The sequence below is a fragment of the Streptomyces sp. NPDC102441 genome, from assembly GCF_044765585.1.
Taxonomy (GTDB): Bacteria; Actinomycetota; Actinomycetes; order Streptomycetales; family Streptomycetaceae; genus Streptomyces.
Genome location: NZ_JBIWKH010000026.1, coordinates 35,551 through 57,952 on the forward strand (window position 1 = coordinate 35,551; position 22,402 = coordinate 57,952).

Consider the following 22,402-nt stretch of genomic DNA (forward strand, 5'->3'; position numbering starts at 1 on the left):
CGCACCTGGCGCCCCGGGGCGCACCTGGCCATGCCCGTGACGGTCGTCCAGCGGGACCGGGGGCACGACGGAACCCCGGCCGCACCGGCGACCGGGGTTCCGTACACGTGTGTGGGATCAGCCCTGGTAGGGCTTCGCCGAGACGATCTTCACCGTGGCCTTCTTGCCGTTCGGCAGCTCGTACTCCGCGTCCTCGCCCATCCGCTTGCCGTTCACGCCCGTGCCGAGCGGGGACTGCGGGGAGTAGGTCTCGATGTCGGTGCTCGCGTACTCACGGGAGGCGAGCAGGAAGGTGACCGTGTCGTCCGGGTCGCCGTCGAAGGCGATCGTCACGACCATGCCGGGCTCGACCACGCCGTCGTCGGCAGGTGCTTCGCCGACCTTCGCGTGCTCCAGGAGCTGGGTCAGCTGACGGACCCGGAGCTCCATCTTGCCCTGCTCCTCCTTGGCCGCGTGGTACCCGCCGTTCTCGCGGAGGTCACCCTCCTCGCGGGCCGCCGCGATCTTGACGGAGATCTCCGTGCGCGCGGGACCAGACAGGTACTCCAGCTCTGCCTTCAGCTGGTTGTACGCCTCCGGCGTGAGCCAGGTGACGTTATCGCTGGTCTGGGTCACAGGGTGCTCCTCGTCGGTGCTGGGAATACAAAGCAACGCCCTACCCCAAGCATGCGCTGCCACGGGTGGGCGAAACAACGAGCCTAACAATTCCGCGCGAAAAGGGGGAGAAGGTAAATCGTCAGACGTACGTCCGCGCAGGTCGGCGCGGGAGCGTGGGTATCTCGGGTGGCGCGCGCCCCGGGTGCGGTCAGCTGTCGGCGGCGCAGCCCTTCAGCTCCACGGCCGTCGCCCTGGAAGTGGTGCGCAGGGAGACGACCTCGTCGATACGGTCCGAGCGCTCGTCGAACCGGAAGTCGGCCCGGCCGACCTCCCCGCCGTCCTCGCTCAGGGCGCGGAGCGTGCAGTGCCCGTCGATGTCCCGGTCCTTGCGGACCTCGAGGTGGGCCTCGGCACGGCTGTCCGAGACGATCTTGGACTTGATGAGCTCGGCGCTGACGTCCTGGCCGGCCACGTAGTCGTAACCGAACCAGCCGAACACCGCGAGGAAGGCCACACCCAGCACCGATCCGATGATCTTCAGCTGACGGTCCGCGCGCCGGTCCTGCGACCGGCCGTAGCGCCCCTCGGGCAAGGCCTCGCGCACCGCTGCCATGATCGTTCCTCCCGTACCGGGGATCGAGGAATTTTCCACCCCCCGGTTCAGTCACTATAGAAGCCGACCACCACGACCAATCACTGAGGACCGAGTCTTGACCGAGCAGCTGAGACTGATGGCCGTCCACGCCCACCCCGACGACGAGTCGAGCAAGGGCGCGGCCACCATGGCCAAGTACGTGTCCGAGGGGGTGGACGTCCTGGTCGTCACCTGCACAGGGGGCGAACGGGGCTCCATTCTCAACCCGAAGCTCCAGGGGGACGCGTACATCGAGGCGAACATCCACGAGGTGCGCAAGAAGGAGATGGACGAGGCCCGGGAGATCCTGGGCGTCAAGCAGGAGTGGCTCGGCTTCGTCGACTCGGGCCTGCCGGAGGGCGACCCGCTGCCTCCGCTGCCGGAGGGCTGCTTCGCGCTGGAGGACGACGAGACCGCGGCGGGGCGTCTCGTCGCGAAGATCCGCGGGTTCCGGCCGCAGGTGATCACCACCTACGACGAGAACGGCGGGTACCCGCACCCCGACCACATCAAGACGCACACGATCTCGATGATCGCGTTCGAGGGGGCGGGGGACACCGAGAGGTTCCCCGAGGCGGAGTTCGGTCCGGCCTGGCAGCCGCAGAAGCTCTACTACAACCAGGGCTTCAACAAGCCCCGCACGGTCGCCCTGCACGAGGGGCTCCTGGCCCGCGGGCTGGAGTCACCGTACGGCGACTGGCTGGAGCGCTGGAAGGAGTTCGAGCGCGCCGAACGCACGCTGACCACGCACATTCCGTGCGACGACTTCTTCGAGATCCGTGACAAGGCGCTGGTCGCGCACGCCACGCAGATCGATCCGGACGGCGGCTGGTTCCGGGTGCCGATGGACGTCCAGCGGGAGATCTGGCCGACCGAGGAGTACGAGCTGGCCAAGTCTCTCGTCGATACCTCCCTCCCCGAGAGCGACCTCTTCGCGGGCATCCGCGACAATGCCTGATATGTACGCGACCCAGGCACTGACGCAGCTCGTTCCGCTCGCCGCCGATGAGCTCGACAAGAACAAGGTGACTCCCGGCGTCCTCGGCTTCCTCGTCTTCGCGGCGCTCGCCGTCGGGGTGTGGTTCCTGATGAAGTCGATGAACCGCCACATGGGCAAGGTCGACTTCGAGGAGGCCCCGGACCCGGCGGCAAAGCCCGCGGGCACCGGCGGCAAGCCGGAGGCGGCCACCTCCGGCACGAAGGCGACCGCCTCGGGCAAGGGCTGACGCGGCGGGGCCGCCCCGGCTCCCCGGCAAAGGGACGGGGGTGGCCCGCTACGGCCGTACTCCCACCGGCACCCCCATCACCTCGCGGGCGTGCCGGGACGGGGTCAGGCCCAGGCGCCAGGCCTGCCAGCCGTCCTCCAGGTCCACCCCGCGGTTCAGGACCACCCGGAAGGCCTCCGCGCAGTCCTCCAGCTTGGCGTCCCGCAGCGGGTGGGCGGCCTCCAGCAGGTCCGCGAGCTCCTGCTGGGCCACCGCCGTGCCCACCTCGCTGCCGCCCGGTGAGGCGTACGGCAGGAGCGTGCACCGCAGGAACGCCGCCCAGTCGCCGCCCCGGGAGTCGCCGTACGACGAGAACAGGGTGATCGCCTCGCCGCAGAGCTCCAGTGCCTGCGCGGCGCGGTTGTTCCCGCCGTCGACCAGGGCGAGCTCCAGGCAGGTCCAGGCCTCGCCGTGGGCCACCCCGATCCGCCGGAAGTCGGCGCGGGCGTCCACCAGGAGCTGCCGGGCGAAGCCGGAGTTGCGCAGGTTGCCCGTCTGCGCGGCCCGCTGGTCACGGGTGACGCGCCCCGAATGGTGGCGGGCGCACGCCAGCCCGTACACGTCCCGCATCCGGGAGAACATCGTGCGGGACCGCTCCAGCTCCCGTACCGCCTGGTCGGTGTCGCCGTCCTCCTCCAGCGCCTGCCCGAGGTAGTACCGCGTCCACGCCTCGCCCCGCGCGTCCTCGTTGTCCCGGTGCCGGCCGAGTGCCTCGCGCAGCTGCTCGACCGCCGGTGCGGGGTCGCCGTCGAGGAGCCGGGCGCGGGCCAGCTGGGTCAGGGCCCAGGCCTCCCCGCGCTCGTCCCGGGTGCGGCCGTACAGCTCCAGCGCGGTGGACAGTTCCTCCTCGGCGCGGGCGACCTCGCCGAGGCGCAGGCAGACCTGGCCGAGCTGGAAGTGCGACCAGGCCTCGCCGTGCAGCGACTCACCCTCGCGGTGCAGGGCCAGCGCGGTGTCCAGCAGGGTCAGGGCCTCGGACAGATTCGCCCGGTCGCGCTCGACGGCGGCCAGGGCGTGCAGGGACCAGGCCCGGTCCTCGGCCTGTTCCGGGGAGGCCTGGAGGGCGAGCGCCTCCCGCAGCCGGGCCGACGCCTCGGTCAGATTGCCCTGGTGGTGCAGGGTGATGCCCAGGGAGCAGAGGGCGAGGGCGGCGCCCGCGTCGTTCTGCGCCTCGCGGTAGAGGCCGACGACGGAGGACAGTGTGGTGCGGGCCTTGTCGAGCTCCCCGAGCTGCCGGGCCGCGATACCCGTACGCCACTGGACCGAGCGCTCCAGGAGCCCCTGGTCCACGGCCTGCGTCAGCTCGCTGATCTCACCGAGCCGGTAGAGGTCGCCGCGTAGCAGGCAGTAGTCGCACAGGGCGCCCAGCAGGTGGAGCACCGCCGCCTGGTCGACGCCCTCGGCGTGCCGCAGCGCCGACGTGATGAAGCTCGACTCGTCGTCCAGCCAGCGCAGCGCGGCGTCCAGCGAACTGAAGCCGTGCGAGCCGAACTGCCCGGCGCGGGTGGACATCTTGCCGTCGACCATGCGGATCACCGCGTCGGCGAGCTCCGCGTAGTTCTGGATGAGGCGTTCCTGCGCGGCCGTACGGTCGGCCGCCGGTTCCTCGTCCAGCAGCCTGGCCAGGGCGAAGTCCCGTACGAGGTCGTGCAGCCGGTAGCGCGCGCCCCGCACATGGACCAGGAGCCCGGCTCCGGCCAGTGTCTCCAGCAGCCGGCCGGCCTCCTGTTCGTCCGAGGACAGCAGCGACGCCGCCGCGGCGGCCCCGAGGCTGGCCCGCCCGGCCAGGGCGAGCCGCCGCAGCAGCCGGCGGGCGGTCTCGGACTGGTCGGTGTAGCGCAGCCACAGGGCCCGTTCGACGGGCGCGACCGGACCGTACGCCCCGAGGGCCGTCGCGAGCTCGGCCCGGGAACGCGCGCCGAGGGCCGAGCCCACGACACGCAGGGCGAGCGGCAGCCCGCCGCACAGCTCGGTGACGGTGTCGGTCGAGGGGTAGTCGTACGGACCCTTCTCCTCGTCCTGCGCCGACTCGCGCAGCAGCTCCTCGGCGCCCGCCGCGTCCAGACCGCCGACCGGCAGGTGGTACACCCGGGCGGGGATGTCGTCGGGCAGGGCGAGGGGCTCGCGCGCGGTGACGAGGACCAGGCTGTCGGAGCGCTCGGGGACGAGCGTGCGGACCTGGGCGGCGTCGGTGGCGTCGTCCAGGACGATCGTGACGGGTGTGCCCGTCAGATGCTGGTGGTAGAGCTCGCTCAGGCGCCGCACCTGCTGCTCGGCGGACGACCTCTCCCGGAAGAGCAGCTGCTCGCGCGGTGCTCCCAGCCGGTTGAGCAGGTGCAGCAGGGCGTCCCGGGTCGGCAGCGGGGTCTCCCCGGAGACATCGCCCCGCAGGTCGACCACGCACGCCCCGCGGAACTGGTCCTTGAGCGCGTGCGCGGCCCGTACGGCGAGCGTGGTGCGCCCGGAGCCGGGGGCGCCGTGCAGGACGACGACGGTCGGCCTGGTCTCGGTCGCGGCGCGGGCCGCGTGCACCCACTGGGCGATCTGCGCCAGCTCAACTCGGCGGCCCGCGAACGGGCCGTCCACGGCGGGCAGATGCCCGAAGGACTGCTCCAGGAGCGAGCGGGTGCGGGCCGCCGCGCTGCGGTCACCGCCGCGCAGCTGCGCCACCACGGAAGCGCCGGCCTTCTTCGGCTTACGGGTGGAGGCGGTCAGCATGCGCTGCTGGTCGAGGTACGGGCGGATGCCCCGTACCTCCAGGGCCGTCAGCCACTCCAGCCGCAGCTGCTCGGGGCCGCCGGGCTGGTTCCGCTCGCCCGCCCTGCGATGCGCGGCGGGCCAGTGCGAGGCGGTCGCCCTCGCCACCGTCGCCGTGGTCCCCGCGGCGGCGACGACCACGCCCGCGCCCAGGGCGAGACCGGCCGTGGTGCCGAGCGCCAGATCCGCGCCGAAGGCGGCCGCGGCGGTCACTCCCGTCACCAGCAGCGGCGTCCCCAGAGTCGCTCTGCTGAACCGTGCCGACAGCGGCTGCCGGCCGGCCCCGGCGGCGTCCAGTGCGCTGGTGTAGGCGGCGTACTCGTCGCCCGCGCCCGCCGCCATGGTGTCGAGCGCGCCCCGCGCACGCGCCAGCAGCGCGCCGGAGTCCGTCCTGCCTCCTGTCCGCCGTGCCTCTTCCTCCACGGCACGTACCAACAGCCGTTCGGCTTCCGCCCGATGGCTGTCCCGCATGCGTCCCCCTAGGTTCCGGCGACTCCGGCCCGACCGGCCGTCACAAGCACCCAGTGTCCTGCGTACGGCCCGTGAGCGCGAGGGAGCACGCCCGGGGCCTTTCGGCCGGATCACCACCCCACACCGGTCTCGTCCGCGTCACCCGTCCGCACCGCGCCTGCCGCCGAAGCGCAGCCTCCACGGGGTGAGGGCGGATTCGAGCTGCACCCCGAGGCTCATCTTCGACGCGCCCTGCCCGCGTTCCTCGAAGCGGATCGGCACCTCGAGGACGGTGAACCCCCGTTGTACGGCGCGGTAGTTCATCTCTACCTGGAAGGAGTAGCCGTTGCTCCGCACGGAGTTCAGGCCGATGGCCCGCAAGGTCCCGGCCCGCCACGCCTTGAACCCGGCGGTGGAGTCCTTCAGGCGCAGCCGGAGGATCGCGTTGACGTAGGTGTTGGCCCAGGCGGACAGGGCTCTGCGGGACCAGGGCCATTCGGAGGCGGTCGAGCCGCCGGGCACGTAGCGCGAGCCGATCACGGCGCCGGCGTTGCTCGTCAGCAGCGTGTCGATCAGGGCCGGGATCACCGAGGCGGGGTGCGAGAGGTCGGCGTCCATCTGGATCACGACGTCGGCGCCCTCGTCCAGCGCACGGGTCATCCCGGCGAGGTAGGCGCGGCCGAGTCCGTCCTTGGTGTCGCGGTGCAGCACACCGACGGTCTCCGGCGCCTCGGCGGCGAGTTTGTCGGCGATCTCGCCGGTGCCGTCGGGTGAGTTGTCGTCCACCACGAGCAGATGCAGATTCGGCACCGGCAGATCCGCGAGCAGACCGGCCAGTACGGGCAGGTTGTCCCGCTCGTTGTACGTCGGCACGACGACAACGGTCTTCGGGGATACGACGGCCATCGGCAGCTCCTCGATCGGAAGGGTCCAGGGGCGGGTCACCCGGCGCCCGGGGGCGCCGCGCGGCTCGCCCGCGCGAGAGGGCGGGCCGGGACACGGCGGAAGAACTCCAGGATCTGCCGGTTCACCTCCTCCGGCTGCTCCAGATACCCGTAGTGACCCGCGCGGTGGATCAGCCGGTGGGCGGCGCCGGGGATGGCACGTGACACCTCGGCGACCAGGTGCGGAGGTGTGACCAGGTCGTCGGCGAAGCCGAGGACCAGGCAGGGTGTGGTGATCGCGGCGTAGGCCGCGAGACGGCCGGGGCCCGGTGTGACCGCGAGCTGATGCCGCAGTCCGGGGCCGCCGGACAGCGCCTGCTCGAACACCGGAAGCCAGTCGGACACCGCGAGGTCGTCGTCGAGCGTGTGCGGGGACAGGTTCTGGATGGCCTGCATGGCCGCGTGGTAGCGGCGCGGCAGCGTGATGCCGGAGTCCAGCAGCTCGATCTCGGCCCGGGCCGCGGCCTCGCGAAACCGGTCGTTCCGGCCGCGGGTGGCCATCAGCACGGCGGCGGTGGCCAGGTCGGGGCGGGTCAGCAGCAGCTCCTCCACCACGTGCGCCCCGAGCGACGTCCCCACCAGCCGGCACGGTCCTGCGTGCAGCTGCTCGATGAGCCCCGCCAGGTCGGCGGCGAGATCACCGACCGTCAGTCCCGGCTCACCGGGGTCGCTGGGCGGCACGCCCCGCGAGTCGTACGTGATGACCCGGTAGCCGGCCCGGGTGAGCGCCGGTGCCTGGTGCAGGTGCCATGCCCGGCCGCGACCGCCCGCGCCCATGACCAGGACGACCGGCTCCGGGTCCTCCCGGCCGTCGGGTGCCAGGTCGTCGTAGTGCAGCCGTGTGCCGCCGACGGTCGCGACGCCCATCAGCGTGCGGTCATGCGGTCGGCCAGGCTCTTCGGGCGCATGTCGGTCCAGTGCTCCTCGACGTACGCGAGACATGTCCCGCGGTCCGTGGCGGCCAGCGAGACCGACCACCCTTCGGGAACGGCCGCGAAAGCGGGCCAGAGCGAGTGCTGGCCCTCGTCGTTGACCAGGACCTGGAAGGCCGCGTCAGGGTCGTCGAACGGATTGGTCATCAACTGCTCCTTCGAGAAATGGGTTCAGGCGAGTGACTGGCCGGACACGAGCGTCTCGGCGTATCCGAAGACGTGGCCTCGCCCGACCGAGACCGGCCGCAGGGAGGCGAAGTCCGCGTCGAGCGCGTCGAAGATCTCAAGGGTCGCGTCGCCCGACCACACCTCGGAGAACTCGACGCCCGTGACGGTCGAGGTCACCAGCCCGACGGGCGGCTGCTCACCGTCGATCCAGGGCGGCTGGACCCGGCTGTGCACCAGCGGCACGGTGTGGAGGGCCGGCGGTTCGGCGGCCGGGGCGGTCACGCTCACCGAGGCATGGGCGATCCGGCGGCCGCCCGTCGCGGCGGTGCCGTGGTAGGTGCCCGCGGCGGAGCCCAGGGGGCCCGCCCTGCCGACGCGCATCGGCCGGGTCTGATGCACTTCGCCGAACTGCTTCGGCATCCCCTGCACCCAGCCGCGCAGCAGCGGCACGGGCTGGTCGACCCAGGCGTACGGGCAACGGGCCAGGCGCCGGCCGCGGTACTCGCAGCCGAGCAGGATCAGGAACTCGCTGAACTGGCTGGCGCCCGGATCGGCCAGCTCGGCGCCCGGCTCCGAGCACCACTGCCAGTTCGCGAAGACCGCGGCGGCCTGCCCCGGTTCGGCGCCGGGGCCGAGCTCGGGCGGGAGGAACCGTGCGGCAGCCTCCGGATCCACCTGGTAGTCGACCATGACGACCTCGCCGGAGAAGTGCCACGGCGGAGGAGTCAGCGTGGCCGAGGTACCGGACGGGGAGAGCGGAAGGCTGTAGCCGCGAAGGCCGCTGACGAGGGATGTGGTCATCGGAGGGTTTCCTCATTTCTCCAGGCGGTGGCGAGCCGTACGGCCGCGTCCGCCAGACGGTCGGGCGAGTTGAGGCTGTACGCGAGCCGCAGATGGGTGCCGGCCGCGCTGCCGAAGCGGGAGCCCGGTGCCACCGCGACGCCTGCCCGGCCGGCCGCGTCGAGCAACGACGCCTCGCTGCGGCGCGGGTCGAAGGCCAGCCAGACGAAGTAGCCGCCGGCCGGACGGTCGACGGTCACCGAATCGCCCAGGCCGGCCCGCAGGGCGGCCACGAGCGTGTCGCGCCGCAGCCGGAGCTGGTCACGCAGCCAGGACAGGCGCAGGTCGTAGCGGCCGTCGCCCATCAGCATGGCCACGGCCAGCGAGGTCAGGTGGTTGAGCGACCCGCCGCTGACCAGTTGCCCGCGGCCGGTCAGGGTCCCGACGACGCCGGGTTCGGCCTCCAGCCAGCCCAGCCGCAGGCCGGGGCCGAGGGTCTTGGCGAACGACCCGAGCCGGATCACGCCCCGCCGTCCGGCCAGCGCGGCGAGCGAGGGCGGCGGTGCGGGGCGGTCCAGGTTCAGTTCCCCGTACGCGTCGTCCTCCACGATCGGCACGCCGTGCCGGGCGGCGACCGCGAGCAGCTCCCTGCGGCGCTGTTCGCCCGCGACCGTGCCGGTCGGATTGTGGAAGGTCGGCGTCAGGTAGACGAACGCCACGTCGTCGCCCAGGGACAGGGCACGGTCGAGGGACCGCGGCCGTACGCCCTCACCGTCGGCGTCCACCTCGCGCAGGCGAAGACCGTGGTCGGTCATGATGCTCCGGCCCAGGTCGTAGCATGTCCGCTCCACCACGACGGACCGGCCGGGCCGGCCGAGGACGGTACACAGCAAGGTCAGCGCCTGCGAGGTGCCGGCGGTGACCATGATCTCCTCGGCTGCGCAGCCGTGCCGGGCTGCCAGCAGGGCGCGGAGCGGATCGGCTCCGGCGTTGGCGCCGTAGCCGAGCGCCGCGGGACCGAATTCGGTGAGCGCCTCCGCGTAGAGCGGAAGCACCTCGTCGACCGGCAGCAGGCCCGGCTCCAGGTAGCCGGGTCCGAGGTCGATGACCCCGGGCGGGGAGACGGCCTGCACCACCCCCGCACGCCACCAACGGGCGTGCGGGAGCGGGGAGACCGTCGTGTCCGGTCGGACCATCAGCCCTGCAGCTCCAGCGTGTCCAGCAGGGCCGAGCGCAGCACCCGCGCACCGGCGAGCAGGGTGGAAGGGTTCCGGGACAGGGCCAGGCGCAGCATCCGCTCGCCCTCGTGCGGTCTCGCCCAGTGGAACTTCTGGCAGGGCAGCACGTAGAGGCTCTGGGAGCGGACCGCCGACCAGACGTCCATGCCCGTTCGCGAGCCGACGTGCAGGCGCTCCACGCTGACCCGGGCGTGGTCGTCGACGAAGCTGATGTCCGGCACGTCAGCGAACTCACCGCGCACGAGGGCCCGGTGGTCGGCGATCGTGCGCTGCAGCTCGGTCAGGCCGCCGTCCGCCCCGTCGTCGGAGAACCGCTTCACCATGAGCAGGATCAGCGGTGAGGTGCCGAGCAGGATGTCCGAGTGGATCTTCTCGATGGGCAGGTCCACGTTCTCGGAGCGGACCAGCCAGCCGATCTTGAGTTCCAGCGTGGGCCACAGCTTGCCGGTGTCCTCGATGACCACCCAGCGGCAGCCGCTCGCTTCGAGCACGGCGTAGTGGTCGAACTGGGCGTCGGGATCGAACCCCCGGAACGAGGTGTCCAGGGCCAGCACCACACCGTGCTCGGCGCACTGTTCGGCGAGCCTGCGCAGGCGGCCCTCGGTCATCACCCGGCCGGTGGGGTTGTTCGGCGTGGTGATGAAGACACAGCCGACCTGTTCGAGCAGCTCCGCCGGCAGGTCCTCGTCGTGTGCCTGCTCCTCCTCGACCGGGACGAGCCGGAGGCCGACCCCGCGCAGGATGTCGGGGATGTTGTCGAACGTGGGGTGGAGCAGCGCCACCGCGTCCGACGTGGCGACCAGCGACCGGGCGAGGATCTCCATGGCCAGCGAGGACGAGTAGCAGCTCAGCGTCCGTCCGGCGTCGAACGGATGACTGTGCTGGCCGAGCATGCCGAAGAACGACTCGGCGGCCTCCTGCTCGATCTCGGCCACCGGGCGCAGGGCCGCCTCGGCCCACATGCTGGGCAGCTCGGCGACGATCTTGCTCTGTGCGGCCGTGAGCTGCTGGCGGGCGTGCCCGTCGGCGAGATTCATCGAACTGGCCAGGGCGAGGGTCTCGAATTGGGTCAGGTTCTCCGCGGAGACCGACGGCATAATTCTGTTCACAAGCACCTCTCAGGGGAGTGTCGGGTGAAGCGTGCTTGGAGCCACGGCGTGTGCCGGGACTCACCGGCGCCCGGGCGCCGGGATAGGAATCGGGTGACCTCCGGTCAGCAGAAGGCGAATTGGACGAGCAATTGCTCGGCATCGTCGGTACGGGCGCCGGAGGCGAGTCCGGTCTTTCCGACGAAGCGTTTGAGGTAGCCGGCACCCTCGGTGCCGCCGGACCCGGTCATCTCCGGGAGATAGCGGCGGCCGAAGCCGTAGTGCCGGCCGCGCCAGGTGTGCAGAGGCGTCTCGCCGGCGGCGAACGCCTCGCGGACATCGGCGTCCCGGGAACCGGTCGCGGCGTCCCGCAGGGACGTGAACTCGCGCAGCAGCGGGCTGCCGACCGGGGCCAGGTGCGCGAACCGCTCGTAGATCTCGGCCTTACGTCCGTCGTAGCCGTACACCACCAGCTCCATCAGGTGGTAGTTCAGCGACTGGACCGCGCTGGCGTTCCCGGTCGCGTCCCGGAAGCCCATGAAGAGCTCCGGGGTCAGCGTCCGGAGTGCGTGGAAGACGATGTTCAGCAGCTCGGCCGCCGAGGTGAACTGGCTCATCCGCAGGGCGTACTCGCCGATGTCGCGGCCGATGGCCTCGGTCGCGCGGCGCGCGGTCCAGCGGACGAGGAAGAAGACGATCTCGCACGTCTGCACGGAGCGCATGAAGATGTGCTCGTCGTGCTTGTCCGACCGGCGGAACCCGGAACAGCGGTTGACCACCAGCAGGTCACGGACCAGCGCGTCGTCATGGCCGGAGAGCCGGACCAGCTCGGCGCTCGCCATGGTGCGGTCCGGGCCGTCGAGAGGGGATCTGCTCAGGTGGCCGAGCACGGCCTCCAGCCGGCGCACGCGTTCCGCGCCCTCCTCGGCCGTGGTCTCGTGCAGCCCGGCCTCGCGCCCCTCCAGTGCGACCAGGTCGGCCACGAGCGCGTGCATGAGCAGCAGGCTCGCCTCGTACGGATCGTCCCGCCGGGAGAGGTACCAGCCGGCCACGTGCATCCCGGTGTAGCGGTAGTACTCGGGTATGTCGAGGCGCTGGCTGAACTGCCGGGTCAGCAGCCGCAGGATCTCGTTCTCGTCGGTGTCGGGCCCGGTCACCGCCGCGTCGTAGCGCTCGGACAGCCGGAGGATCTCGTCGTCGGGCAGTTCGGCGAGGGGCGTCGCGTGCAGCCGGCCGGCCAGCTCGGCGCAGGCCGCGGGCAGCTCCCGTGAGCGGGGCGGGGCGACGGCGCGTACGGCGCTCACCGCTCGGACCCGCTCTCGGCGCGCACGCCGACGACGAGGTGCTTGTCGCCGCTGGAGCGCCGCACCGTGCCGTCCTCGAAGCCGGCGGCACGCAGCAGGTCCAGGTACTCGGCCGCCGTACGGTGCCGGCCCTGGGTCTCGAAGTGCATGGAGAGGTTCATGACGGCCGTGGCGAGCGGGCCACCCCGGTCGTCGTCGAAGAGCCGCTCCATGACCAGGACCCGGCCGCCCGGGAGACACGCCTCGTACGCCTTGCGCAGCAGCGACGCGCAGGTCTCGTCGTCCCAGTCGGACAGGATGTAGCCGAAGGCGAAGCAGTCGCCGGCCGGCAGCGGGTCGCGGAAGAAGTCGCCGGCCGCGAAGTCCAGCCGGTCGCCCAGCTTGTGCTCGGTCGCCCGGGCGGCCAGGTGCGGAGCGACCTGTGGAAGGTCGAACACGGTCGAGCGCAGCTGCGGAAAGGCGCTCAGGGCCGCCACCGAGAAGGGCCCGCTGGCTCCGCCCACATCGATCAGCTGCCGGGAACCGCTCAGGTCGGCCAGGGCGGCGAGCTCGTGCGAGACGTGGTGGCTCAGGCCCCACATCGCGTTCAGGAAGCGTCCCACCGACTCCTCGTCGCGGTAGATGGCGTCGAACGGAGCCGGTGTCTCCCGGTCGGTCTCGGCCTTGCCCGCGTCCAGGTAGCTGCTCAGCCGCCCGAACTGCTCGGCGGTGCCGCCGGTCAGGTGGTCGACGAACCCCATCAGACAGCGGGGGTCGTCGCGGTCCACGTAAGGCCGCACGCCCGCCGCGAGCGAGTAACCCTCGCCGTCCGAGTCGAGGACGCCGAAGGAGGACAGCACCAGCAGGAGCCGCTCCAGGGTGTCCTCGTCGACGGCCAGGGCGGCCGCCGTCTTTCCGGCGCTGTCGCCGCTGTGTCGTGTCAGGTGCCCGAAGACGCCGTGCCGGTCCGCGACGCTCAGAGCGTGGGTGGCGTACATTCCGTAGACGGCGCGTTCCAGATTCGCAGGAATCATTGTTTTCGCTGCCCATCGATGCAAGGGAATTTCAAGCGTTACCGGCGCGGCGAGTTTTCGACGCGGCCGCCGAGATTTCCGGACGTGGTACGCCCATTACCCGGCGGTAAATAATCCTCCGGGGTCGTCGAGAAGTATTTCGGCGTGCACGGGGGATCGGCCATCTTGTTGACCGCAGAGCGAAACCCCCAGTTCGGAGCCGCTTCACGGGCCCCGTGTTCCGTCCGTGGTGTGCGATCCGGCTGGGGGAGGCCGGGGAGAAGGCGGCCGCGGCTACCACTGGTCATCGGTGCCGGAGGCCGGACGGGCGTACCCGCACGCAGCACGGGCCCCGTGGTCGCCGAGTCCGTACCTCACCCGGTCATTACCGTCGAAAGGCCGTTTACCGGACGTCGAGATCTGGCCGGGCGGACCGCCGGGAAAGCCGGATCGAAAAGAAAAGCGAAGGTGGCGGCCGTTATTCGCAGGGTTTCGGACGCGGCTCAAAATCGCTTTTCCGCCGGACCCGGGTTGATCGAAGAGGGCGTAGGCCGGTACCGTTCCGGCAAACGGGGAAAGGGTGTGCAGTGACCAGTAGGTATGCTCTCTTATTGGAATCCGTGACAAAAGTCTACGGTTCCGGCCGCAATGCGGTCACAGCCTTGGACGACGTGACGATGGGGGTGCCGCACGGGACGTTCATCGCCATCATGGGTCCCTCCGGCTCGGGTAAGAGCACGTTCCTGCACTGCTCGGCGGGTCTCGACCAGCCCACGAAGGGTGGCGTGACCCTCGGCGACACCCGCCTGACCGGCCTGGACGAGGAGGAGCTCACCGAGATCCGCCGGGAACGGGTCGGTTTCGTCTTCCAGACGTACAACCTGCTCGACCCGCTCACCGTCGCCGACAACGTGGGCCTGCCGTTCCGGCTGGCCGGCACCCCGGTCCCCGCCGACCGGGTGCGGGACGAGCTGGCGAACGTAGGGCTCGCCGACATGGGTGACCGCTTCCCCGGGCAGCTCTCCGGCGGTCAGCGGCAGCGCGTGGCCATCGCCCGCGCCCTCATCACGGGACCCGACGTGATCTTCGCCGACGAGCCCACGGGCGCCCTCGACACCCGTACCGGCAGGCAGGTCCTGCAACTGCTGCGGGAGGTCGTCGACCGGACCGGCCAGACCGTGGTGATGGTGACCCACGACCCGGTGGCCGCCTCGCACGCGGACTCGGTGACCTTCCTGGCCGACGGCCGGCTGGCCGGCGAGCTCGTCGGGCCGACGCCGGAGAAGGTCGCCGACCGGATGACCAGGCTGGGTGAGTGGTGAGCCGCGGGAGCGTGGCCGAGGCGGTGGATCCGCCGGCGGCCGAGAAGGCCAGGAAGACGAAGAAGGCGAAGAAGAAGGTCCGCACCCTCTCGCGCCAGAACCTCTCGCTGGCCTGGAGCACGATCCGCGGACGCAAGGGCGGCTTCGCGGCCGTGCTGGTCGCCGTCGGGGTCGGCTCCGCCGTGATCACCGCCTGCGGTGTCCTGCTGGAGACCGGCATCAGCTCGGGAGTCCCGGCCGAGCGGTACCACCGGGCGGACGTGGTCGTCGGCGGCTACCAGGCCATGCCCGTCGAGGGCGACGCCGACCCGCGGCTCTCCGAGCGGGTGAGGCTGCCCTCCGGCACCGTCGCGAAGATCGCCGCGGTCGACGGTGTCGAGTCCGCCGTCGGGGACGTCAGTGTCCGCATGTCCGTCATCGAGAAGGACTCCGTACTCGACGGCCCGCCCGTGTACGGGCACGGCTGGTCCGCCTCGGTGCTGGCACCGTTCACGCTCAGCTCGGGCACCCGGCCACGAGCGGCCGACGACGTCGTGCTCGACAGCGACCTCGCCCGGCGGGCCGGGGTCGCCGAAGGGGACACGGTCACGCTCGTGACCGGGTCGGAACCGGGGACGTACCGGGTCAGCGGTGTCGCCGAGCCCGAGGTCTCCCTCGACCGGCAGTCCGCGGTCTTCTTCACCGACGACCGCGCCGCCCGGCTCCACGGCGCCACCGACAGCATCGACGCGGTCGGCGTGCTGGCCGCGAAGGGGACCGACGAGGGCGGCCTCGCCGACCGGATCGAGAAGGCCGTGCCCGGCGTGGCCACGTACACCGGCGACGACCGCAGCGACGTCGAGACGCTCGACGTCGGACAGATGCGGGCCTTCGTCATCGAGGTGGCCAGCGCGTTCGGCGCCACCATGATCCTGCTCGTGATCATCGTGGTCGCCGGCACGCTGGCCCTGTCGGTGCAGCAGCGCCGCCGCGAGCTCGCCCTGCTGCGGGCCGTCGGCGCCACCCCCCGGCAGGTGCTGCGCATGATCGGCGGCGAGGCCGTGCTCGTCGGCGGGGCCGGTGCCGTGCTCGGCGCCGTGCCAGGGATCCTGCTCGCCATGCTGCTGCACACCGTGTTCACTGCGGCCGGTGCGCTGCCGTCCGGATTCTCGCTGGTGATCACGCCGCTGCCCGTGCTGTCCGCCCTGCTGATCTGTGTCGTCGCGGCCCGGATCGGAGGGTGGCTCGCGGCCCGGCGCGCGGCGAAGGTCAGTGCCGTCGAGGCGCTCGGCGACGTGGCCGTGGAACCGAAGAAGCTCGGCTGGGTCCGGCTCACGCTCGGCGTACTGCTCGTGCCCGCGGGCCTGGCCGTCGCGATCGTGCTGCCGATCGCGCTGCCCGGCGAGGCGGCCATCGACGGCGCCGCCAGCTCCGCCCTGCTCCTGGTGATCGCCGTCGGCCTGCTCGGCCCGAGGCTGTTCGGGGGCATCGCGACGCTGCTCGGCCGCCGCCAGGGTGACGTCACCCGGTTCCTCGCCATCGCCAACTCCCGGGCCAGGGCCCGCCGGCTCAGCGCCGCCACCACCCCGCTGATCATGGGCGTGACCATGGCGTCCGCACAGCTCTTCAGCGCCACGACACTCGCCGCGACCGCGCACGACCAGGCCGTCGACGGCGTGATCGCCGACCATGTGGTGACCTCCGACAGTGCGGGGATCTCACCCGGCCTGGCCGAGGCGCTCCGGGACGTCCCCGGCGTCCGTACGGTCAGCCCGGTCGCCCGGACCTCCACGATCCTCACCTGGCCCGACGGTGACAGCGTCCAGTACCGGATCTCCACGGCGCAGGGGGTCGACCCCGCGGCCGTACCGGGCACCATGGAACTGGACGTGCTCCGCGGTGACCTGGGCGGTCTCACCGGGTCCACGGTCGCACTCAGCCGCCTCGTCGCCGGGACGGTCGGCGCGGATGTGGGCGGCCATGTCGACGTGCACCTCGGCGACGGCACCGTCCAGAAGTCCGAGGTGGTCGCCGTCTACGAGAACGGGCTCGGCTTCGGCGACGTCACGCTGCCCCACGACGTGGTCGTCGCGCACACCACCGACCACCTCGACCAGTGGCTGATGGTCAACTCCGACCGGGAGACGGACCTGGGCGCGGCGCTGAAGGACCACCCGACGGTGAGCGTGCGCGACGCCGCGGCGGTCACCGCCGCACCGACCGACGGCGGCGCGGACACCGGGATCAGCCTCGTGCTCAACGCCGTACTGCTCGGCTATCTCGCCATCGCCGTCGTCAACACGCTGGTCATGGCGACGATCTCACGGAGACGCGAGTTCGCCCTGCTGCGCCTTGTCGGCACCCGGACCAGTCAGGTCCGGTCGATGATGCGCAAGGAGGCGGGCCTCATCGTGCTCTGCGCGGTCGTCGTCGGCACGATCGCGGCGCTGCCGTCGCTGATCGGGATGAGCTACGCGATACGCCACTCGGTGGTCCCCTCCGTCCCGCCCCTGACCTACCTCGGCATCGTGATCACGGCCGCGGTGATCGCCTGGCCCGCCGTGATGCTGCCGGCCAGGCTCGCACTGCGGCCCCCGGCCGTGGAGGCGATCGCGCGGGCCGAGTGAGGTAGGGCCTCTCGTTCGGGTCAGGCTGGGCTCGCGTGCCCTGGCACCGCACCTCGCGGCGTTGTCGTCGCCTTGCGAGGCACGGCACCAGACCCCGCTCCCTGATCCAGCCTGACCCGAACGAAAGACCCTAGGGCTTCCGACCGCTGTCGCGGGTGAGGCGTGGCTCCGGCCACGCCTCACCTGTTTCGCGCGTCAGGCCCGGGAGCCCTGCCGGGCGTTCCGCGCGTGCCGCGAAGGACCCGTGCCGGGCGTTCCGCGGAGGGCACGGGCTTGTGCCGGGCGTCCCGCGGAGGACACGCACCGGGCGGGCAGTTTCCTCACCGCTCAAGAACGTGGAGCCGGTACGCCTTCGCAGGCCAAGCTCGACCGTCGGCAGAAGCGCGCCCCGCGTGTCTCTAGTGGAGGGTCGAGCATGTCCCACAGTCCTGGCAAAGCACCCGCCCGCCCGGAGAACCGGGCCGTCCACCACCTCGTCGCCGCGCGTGCCCGGCAGGACCCCGACGCGCCCGCGGTCGTCGACGCCGGCACGACCCTGTCGTACGGCGAGCTGGACGAGCGCGCCAACCACCTGGCCCACCTCCTCGTCACCGCCGGGGTGACCGCCGAGTCGCGGGTCGGCATGCTGACGGGCCGCTCGGGCCACTCGGCGGAGACCGTCGTCGCCATGCTCGCCGTGCTCAAGGCCGGCGGGGTCTACGTGCCGCTGCACGAGAGCTACCCCGAGGACCGGATCCGCCGGCTGCTCGCCGAGACGGACGCGGTCGCGCTGATCGCCGACCGGTCGACCGCCGGCCGGGCGGCGACCGCCGGGCCGCCCGTGCTCGTCGTGGACGGCGCCGACACGGGCCGCCGCCCCGACGCCCCCGACGTGACCGTCGACGAGGAACAGCTCGCCTACGTCATGCACACCTCGGGGTCGACGGGTCGGCCCAAGGGCGTGTCCATCACCCACCGCAACATCGTGGCGCTGGCCCAGGAGCCCCACGTGCGTGCCGCCTTCGGCCGCGTCACGCTGTTCAACGCGCCGCTCGCCTTCGACGCCTCCACGTACGAGGTCTGGCTTCCGCTGCTCGACGGAGGCCGCGTCGTCATCGGGCCCGCGGAGCTGACCGCGCAGGGGCTGGCCGGGCTCGTCGCCGAGCACCGCCCCGACGCGGTCTTCCTGACCGCGGCGCTGTTCCGGCTCTTCGCCGAGGAGCTGCCCGGCTGTTTCGCGGGGCTGCGCGAGATATGGGCCGGCGGCGAGGTCCCGTCGGCGGCCGCCATGGAGCGGGTGCGGCGCGCCTGCCCCGACATCACTCTCGTCAACGTGTACGGCCCGACCGAGTGCACGGTCTTCGCCACGGCGCACCGGACGACACCGAACGAGCGGGTGCCGGCCCGGGCCACGGTGATCGGCACGGCCCTCGAAGACACCGAGGCGTACGTGCTCGACGAGCGGCTGCGGCCCGTCGGCGCGGGCGGTGCCGGCGAGCTGTACCTGGCCGGCGACGGCACGGGCCGCGGCTACTCGGGGCGCCCCGCGCTGACCGCCGAGCGTTTCGTGGCCAGCCCGTTCGCGTCCGGCGGCCGCCTCTACCGGACCGGCGACCGGGTGCGCCTGACCGGGAACGGGCTCATCGAGTTCCTCGGCCGCAGCGACCACCAGGTCAAGATCCGGGGGTTCCGGATCGAGCTGGGCGAGATCGAGGCCGCGCTGCGCGACTGCCCGGGCGTCACCGACGCCGTGGTGGTGGTGCGGGACAGCGGCCCGACACGCAGCATCGTCGCCTACCCGACGGGGCCGGGGCCCCTCTCCGAGCGTGAGCTGCTCGACCGGCTGGCCGAACACCTGCCGGGCTACATGGTGCCCGCGCGCATCGTCCGGATGGACCGGCTGCCGGTCAACGCCAACGGCAAGGTGGACAGGTCCGCGCTGCCCGAGCCCCCGGCCGACGACACGGAGGCGTACAGCGCGCCGCGTACGGACGCCGAGCGCGAGCTCGCCGCGATCTGGGCCGAGACGCTCGGCGTCGGACGGGTCGGCGTGAGGGACGACTTCTTCGCCCTCGGCGGCGACTCCGTGCTGACCATGAAGGTCGCCGCGAGGGCCAGGGCCAGGGGACTCGTGCTGAGCACGGCCGACGTCTTCGCCAACCCGACGGTCGAGGCGCTGGCCGGCGCGGCGAAGCGGCTCGACGAAGGACCCGCGGCGCCGAACGGCTCGCCACGGTCGGGCAGTTACCCCCTGACCCCCATGCAGAGCGGCATGCTCTTCGACGCCCTCATGCTCGACGACCCGGCGCTGCACCTGGTTCAGTTCGTCGTCCGGCTCGGCGACGTCCCCGACCCCCGCGGCCTCGGCCGGGCCTGGCAGGAGGCCACGGAACGGCACGCGGTGCTGCGGACCCAGCTCCGCTGGGCCGACGTCGAGGAGCCCGTACAGCTCGTCAGGGACGAGGTCACGCTGCCCGTGGCCCACCTCGACTGGAGCGCCCTGCCGGAGGCGGAACACCCCGCGCGACTGCGGGAGCTGCTCGACGCCGACCGCGCCACCGGTGTCGACCTCACCCGTGCACCGCTGAGCCGGGTCACGATCGTGCGGCTCGGCCAGGACTCCGTCCAGCTCGTCTGGACGATGCACCACGTGCTCACCGACGGCTGGAGCTCCGCGGAGCTGCTCCAGGACGTGCTCGACGGATACCGCGGCGAGCCGCTGCGGACACGGCCCGAGTTCCAGGACTTCGTCCACTGGCTCGCGGACCAGGACCTGGACGCCGCCGACGCCTACTGGCGCGGCCGGATGGCCGGCTTCACGAGCCCGGTGGCCGTGCCCGGCGACCGGCAGCCGCCCGAGGGCCACCGGCCCACGGCCAGGAAGTCGGTGGCGGTGACGGCCCCGGCGGAGACCGCCGCGCGGGTGTCGGCGTACGCGCGGCGCACCGGGCTGACCCCCAACACCCTGGTCCAGGGGGCGTGGGCGGTCCTGCTGGCACGGCTGAGCGGCGAGCGCGACGTCTGCTTCGGCACGAGCACGGCGGTGCGGCCGGCGGAGCTGCCCGGCATCGAGTCGATGGTCGGCATGATGATCAACACCCAGCCCGTCCGGGTCCGGGTGGACGACGACGAGCAGACCCTGCCGTGGCTCGCGGAACTGCAGCGCGAGCAGGCAGCGGCGCGGGAGTTCGGGCACGCCCCGCTCAACCGCGTGCAGTCCTTCGCGGACGTGGAGCCCGGGGCCGCGCTGTTCCACACCGCCGTGGTCTTCCAGAACTATCCGTTCGACCGGACGGCGATCCGCGCCTTCGATGTCGAGTTCGCCACCAGCTACCCCCTGGCGCTGAGCGTGTTCCCCGACGAGTCGCTGGTCATGCGGCTGCTCTACGACGAGACGATATTCGATCCCGCCACCGTGGAGCGGGTCGCCGCGCGTCTGATCACGGTGCTGGACACACTGGCGGCCGGATCCGCGCCGACCATCGGCGACGTGACCGCCCTGACCGGCGCCGAGCGGGAGACCGTCCTCGGTGAGTGGGGCGTGGCCGCTCCCTCCGAGTACTCCAACCAGCGCCGCATGCACCAGCTCATCAGCGAGCGCGCCGCCCGATGGCCGGACACCGTCGCGGTCGAGCGCGGCGGGGACCGGCTCACCTACGCCGAGGTCGAGGAGCGCTCCAACCGGCTCGCCCACCACCTGACCGGCCTCGGTGTCGGCACGGACGTGCTCGTCGGGGTGTCCGTCGAGCGCGGCCCCGACCTGGTCGTCGGCGTCCTCGGCGCGCTCAAGGCCGGTGGCGCGTACGTACCGATCGACCCCGACTACCCGGCCGCGCGCACCGCCGCGATCCTGGAGGAGGCGCGGCCGGCGGTGGTGCTCACCCACACCCGCCACCTCGGCGTCTTCGCGGGCACGGCCACCCCGCTCGTGCTGCTCGACGAGGACTGGCCGGTCATCGCCACCCGGCCGGCGACCGCCCCGCCCGACCACGGCAGCCCCCGCGATCTCATGTACACGGTCTACACCTCGGGCTCGACCGGAAAGCCCAAAGGCACCATGGTCGAGCACCGGTCCATGGTCAACACCGTCGAGGCGTTCGTCCCCCTGCACGTGCGCCGGGGCAGCCGGATCTTCCAGCTCACCCCGATGAGCTTCGACGCCGCCTCGCTCGTGCTGCTGAGCACGCTCGCGGGCGGCGCCACGCTGGTCGCTCCCCCGGCCACCGGGACCTACGGCGGTGCCGAACTCATCGAGCAGCTGCGCGAGGCCGACGTCCACGCGGTCACCGGGCCGCCGACCGTGCTGCGGGTGCTCGACCCGGCGGAGCTGCCGAACCTCGAGTCCGTCAACAGCGGCGGCGAGGTCCTCACAGCGGACCTCGCCGCCGTGTGGGCACCAGGCCGCCGCCTGCTCAACGGGTACGGACCCAGCGAATGCGCGGTGGCCGCGACGCAGTTCGCCGTGGAGCCCGGAGCCCGGTACGACAACGTCCCGATCGGCAGACCGATCGCCAACACCAGCGCCTACGTCCTCGACGACCGGCTGCGCCCCGTGCCGCCCGGCGTCACGGGAGAGCTCTACCTCGGCGGCGACGGCGTGGGCCGCGGTTACATCGGGCGGCCGGGCCAGACCGCGGAGCGCTTCGTGGCCGACCCGTTCGGCGGGCCGGGCACCCGGCTGTACCGCACAGGCGACCTGGTCCGCTGGAACCCCGACGGCACGCTGGAGTTCGCCGGCCGGGCGGACGACCAGGTCAAGATCCGCGGTTTCCGGGTGGAGCCCCGCGAGGTCGAGAACGTACTGCTGCTGCACGAGGCGGTGGCCGAGGCCGCGGTCGTCGTGCAGGCCGACGGGGCCGGCAAGCGGCTCGTCGCGTACGTCGTGCCGCGTGCCGGCGTGCCCGCCGCGGACGAGCTGCGCGCACACGTCGCCCGGCATGTGCCCGCCTACATGGTCCCGGCCGCCGTGGTGCCGCTGACGGTGCTGCCGGTCAACCGCAACGGCAAGCTCGACCGGGCGGCGCTGCCCACGGCACAGGTCCGCCCGGACGAGGACGCGTACGTGGCACCCGTCGGCCCGACCGAGGAGGCGGTCTGCCGTATCTGGGGCGAGGTGCTGGCCGTGCCCCGGGTGGGCACGCACGACAGCTTCTTCGACCTCGGCGGCGACTCCGTCAACGCGATCCGCCTGGCCGTTCGCATGCGTTCGGCGTTCGGCGTGCCGGTCTCCCCGAGGGACCTGTTCGAGCACCGTCAAGTGAGCGACCTCGCCGGAGTCGTCCAGGAGCGCGTCTTCGCGAGCCTGGCCGCCGTCTCCGGCGCCGAAGCGCCCGGCCGGATCTGACC

16 protein-coding genes are annotated in these 22,402 nt (G+C 72.3%); 5 read left to right on the plus strand and 11 right to left on the minus strand.

The genetic code is table 11. From position 1 onward, the window contains the following. Positions 1-117: 117 nt before the first annotated feature. A complete protein-coding gene (gene greA, locus ACIREO_RS38105; protein WP_205018541.1) occupies positions 118-615 on the minus strand; it encodes a transcription elongation factor GreA in 498 nt (165 codons plus the stop codon). A gap of 190 nt (positions 616-805) precedes the next feature. After that, positions 806-1,210 (minus strand): DUF4307 domain-containing protein, encoded by a 405-nt coding sequence (locus ACIREO_RS38110; protein ID WP_404119218.1) that lies wholly within the window; start codon positions 1,208-1,210, stop codon positions 806-808. Positions 1,211-1,307: 97 nt separating this feature from the next. On the opposite strand from ACIREO_RS38110, the gene mca reads away from it, so the two are divergent. Next, a complete protein-coding gene (gene mca / locus ACIREO_RS38115) occupies positions 1,308-2,189 on the plus strand; it encodes a mycothiol conjugate amidase Mca (RefSeq protein WP_404119220.1) in 882 nt (293 codons plus the stop codon). A gap of 1 nt (position 2,190) precedes the next feature. Next, the gene (locus ACIREO_RS38120) at positions 2,191-2,457 is read left to right on the plus strand and encodes a hypothetical protein (RefSeq protein ID WP_404119222.1); all 267 of its coding nucleotides are present in this window, start codon (positions 2,191-2,193) and stop codon (positions 2,455-2,457) included. A 48-nt stretch (positions 2,458-2,505) separates the two neighbouring features. Here ACIREO_RS38120 and ACIREO_RS38125 read toward each other — a convergent pair whose 3' ends face one another. The 9 genes from ACIREO_RS38125 to ACIREO_RS38165 all read right to left on the minus strand — a co-directional run bounded on the left by ACIREO_RS38125 (position 2,506) and on the right by ACIREO_RS38165 (position 13,170). After that, the gene (locus ACIREO_RS38125; protein WP_404119224.1) at positions 2,506-5,724 is read right to left on the minus strand and encodes a tetratricopeptide repeat protein; all 3,219 of its coding nucleotides are present in this window, start codon (positions 5,722-5,724) and stop codon (positions 2,506-2,508) included. A gap of 138 nt (positions 5,725-5,862) precedes the next feature. Then, entirely contained in the window at positions 5,863-6,609 is a 747-nt protein-coding gene (locus ACIREO_RS38130) for a polyprenol monophosphomannose synthase (RefSeq protein ID WP_404119226.1), read from the minus strand. Positions 6,610-6,644: 35 nt separating this feature from the next. Continuing rightward, complete coding sequence (locus tag ACIREO_RS38135) at positions 6,645-7,514, minus strand: alpha/beta fold hydrolase (RefSeq protein ID WP_404119228.1); 870 nt, start codon at positions 7,512-7,514, stop codon at positions 6,645-6,647. Next, positions 7,514-7,726 (minus strand): MbtH family protein, encoded by a 213-nt coding sequence (locus ACIREO_RS38140; protein WP_404119230.1) that lies wholly within the window; start codon positions 7,724-7,726, stop codon positions 7,514-7,516. The genes ACIREO_RS38135 and ACIREO_RS38140 overlap by 1 nt, the downstream gene beginning before the upstream one ends. Before the next feature lie 24 nt (positions 7,727-7,750). Next, a complete protein-coding gene (mppR, locus tag ACIREO_RS38145) occupies positions 7,751-8,548 on the minus strand; it encodes an enduracididine biosynthesis enzyme MppR (RefSeq protein ID WP_404119232.1) in 798 nt (265 codons plus the stop codon). Further along, on the minus strand, positions 8,545-9,723 hold the full coding sequence (locus ACIREO_RS38150) for an aminotransferase class I/II-fold pyridoxal phosphate-dependent enzyme (RefSeq protein WP_404119233.1): 1,179 nt from the start codon (positions 9,721-9,723) through the stop codon (positions 8,545-8,547). The genes mppR and ACIREO_RS38150 overlap by 4 nt, the downstream gene beginning before the upstream one ends. Then, positions 9,723-10,874 carry an enduracididine biosynthesis enzyme MppP gene (gene mppP / locus ACIREO_RS38155; protein ID WP_404119236.1) on the minus strand — a complete coding sequence of 384 codons (1,152 nt, stop codon included), beginning with the start codon at positions 10,872-10,874 and terminating at the stop codon, positions 9,723-9,725. Before mppP ends, ACIREO_RS38150 begins: the two co-directional genes overlap by 1 nt. A 104-nt stretch (positions 10,875-10,978) precedes the next feature. Continuing rightward, a complete protein-coding gene (locus ACIREO_RS38160) occupies positions 10,979-12,157 on the minus strand; it encodes a tryptophan 2,3-dioxygenase family protein (protein ID WP_404119238.1) in 1,179 nt (392 codons plus the stop codon). After that, positions 12,154-13,170: a methyltransferase gene (locus ACIREO_RS38165; protein ID WP_404119241.1), complete on the minus strand. Its 1,017-nt coding sequence runs from the start codon at positions 13,168-13,170 to the stop codon at positions 12,154-12,156. The genes ACIREO_RS38160 and ACIREO_RS38165 overlap by 4 nt, the downstream gene beginning before the upstream one ends. 590 nt (positions 13,171-13,760) lie before the next feature. Between ACIREO_RS38165 and ACIREO_RS38170 the strand changes: the two genes are divergently transcribed. From ACIREO_RS38170 to ACIREO_RS38180, 3 genes are all read left to right on the plus strand, one after another. Beyond that, the gene (locus ACIREO_RS38170) at positions 13,761-14,471 is read left to right on the plus strand and encodes an ABC transporter ATP-binding protein (RefSeq protein ID WP_404119244.1); all 711 of its coding nucleotides are present in this window, start codon (positions 13,761-13,763) and stop codon (positions 14,469-14,471) included. Continuing rightward, positions 14,468-17,077 (plus strand): ABC transporter permease, encoded by a 2,610-nt coding sequence (locus ACIREO_RS38175; protein ID WP_404119247.1) that lies wholly within the window; start codon positions 14,468-14,470, stop codon positions 17,075-17,077. The genes ACIREO_RS38170 and ACIREO_RS38175 overlap by 4 nt, the downstream gene beginning before the upstream one ends. Positions 17,078-17,492: 415 nt before the next feature. Then, complete coding sequence (locus ACIREO_RS38180; RefSeq protein ID WP_404119250.1) at positions 17,493-22,400, plus strand: amino acid adenylation domain-containing protein; 4,908 nt, start codon at positions 17,493-17,495, stop codon at positions 22,398-22,400. Positions 22,401-22,402 lie beyond the last annotated feature (2 nt).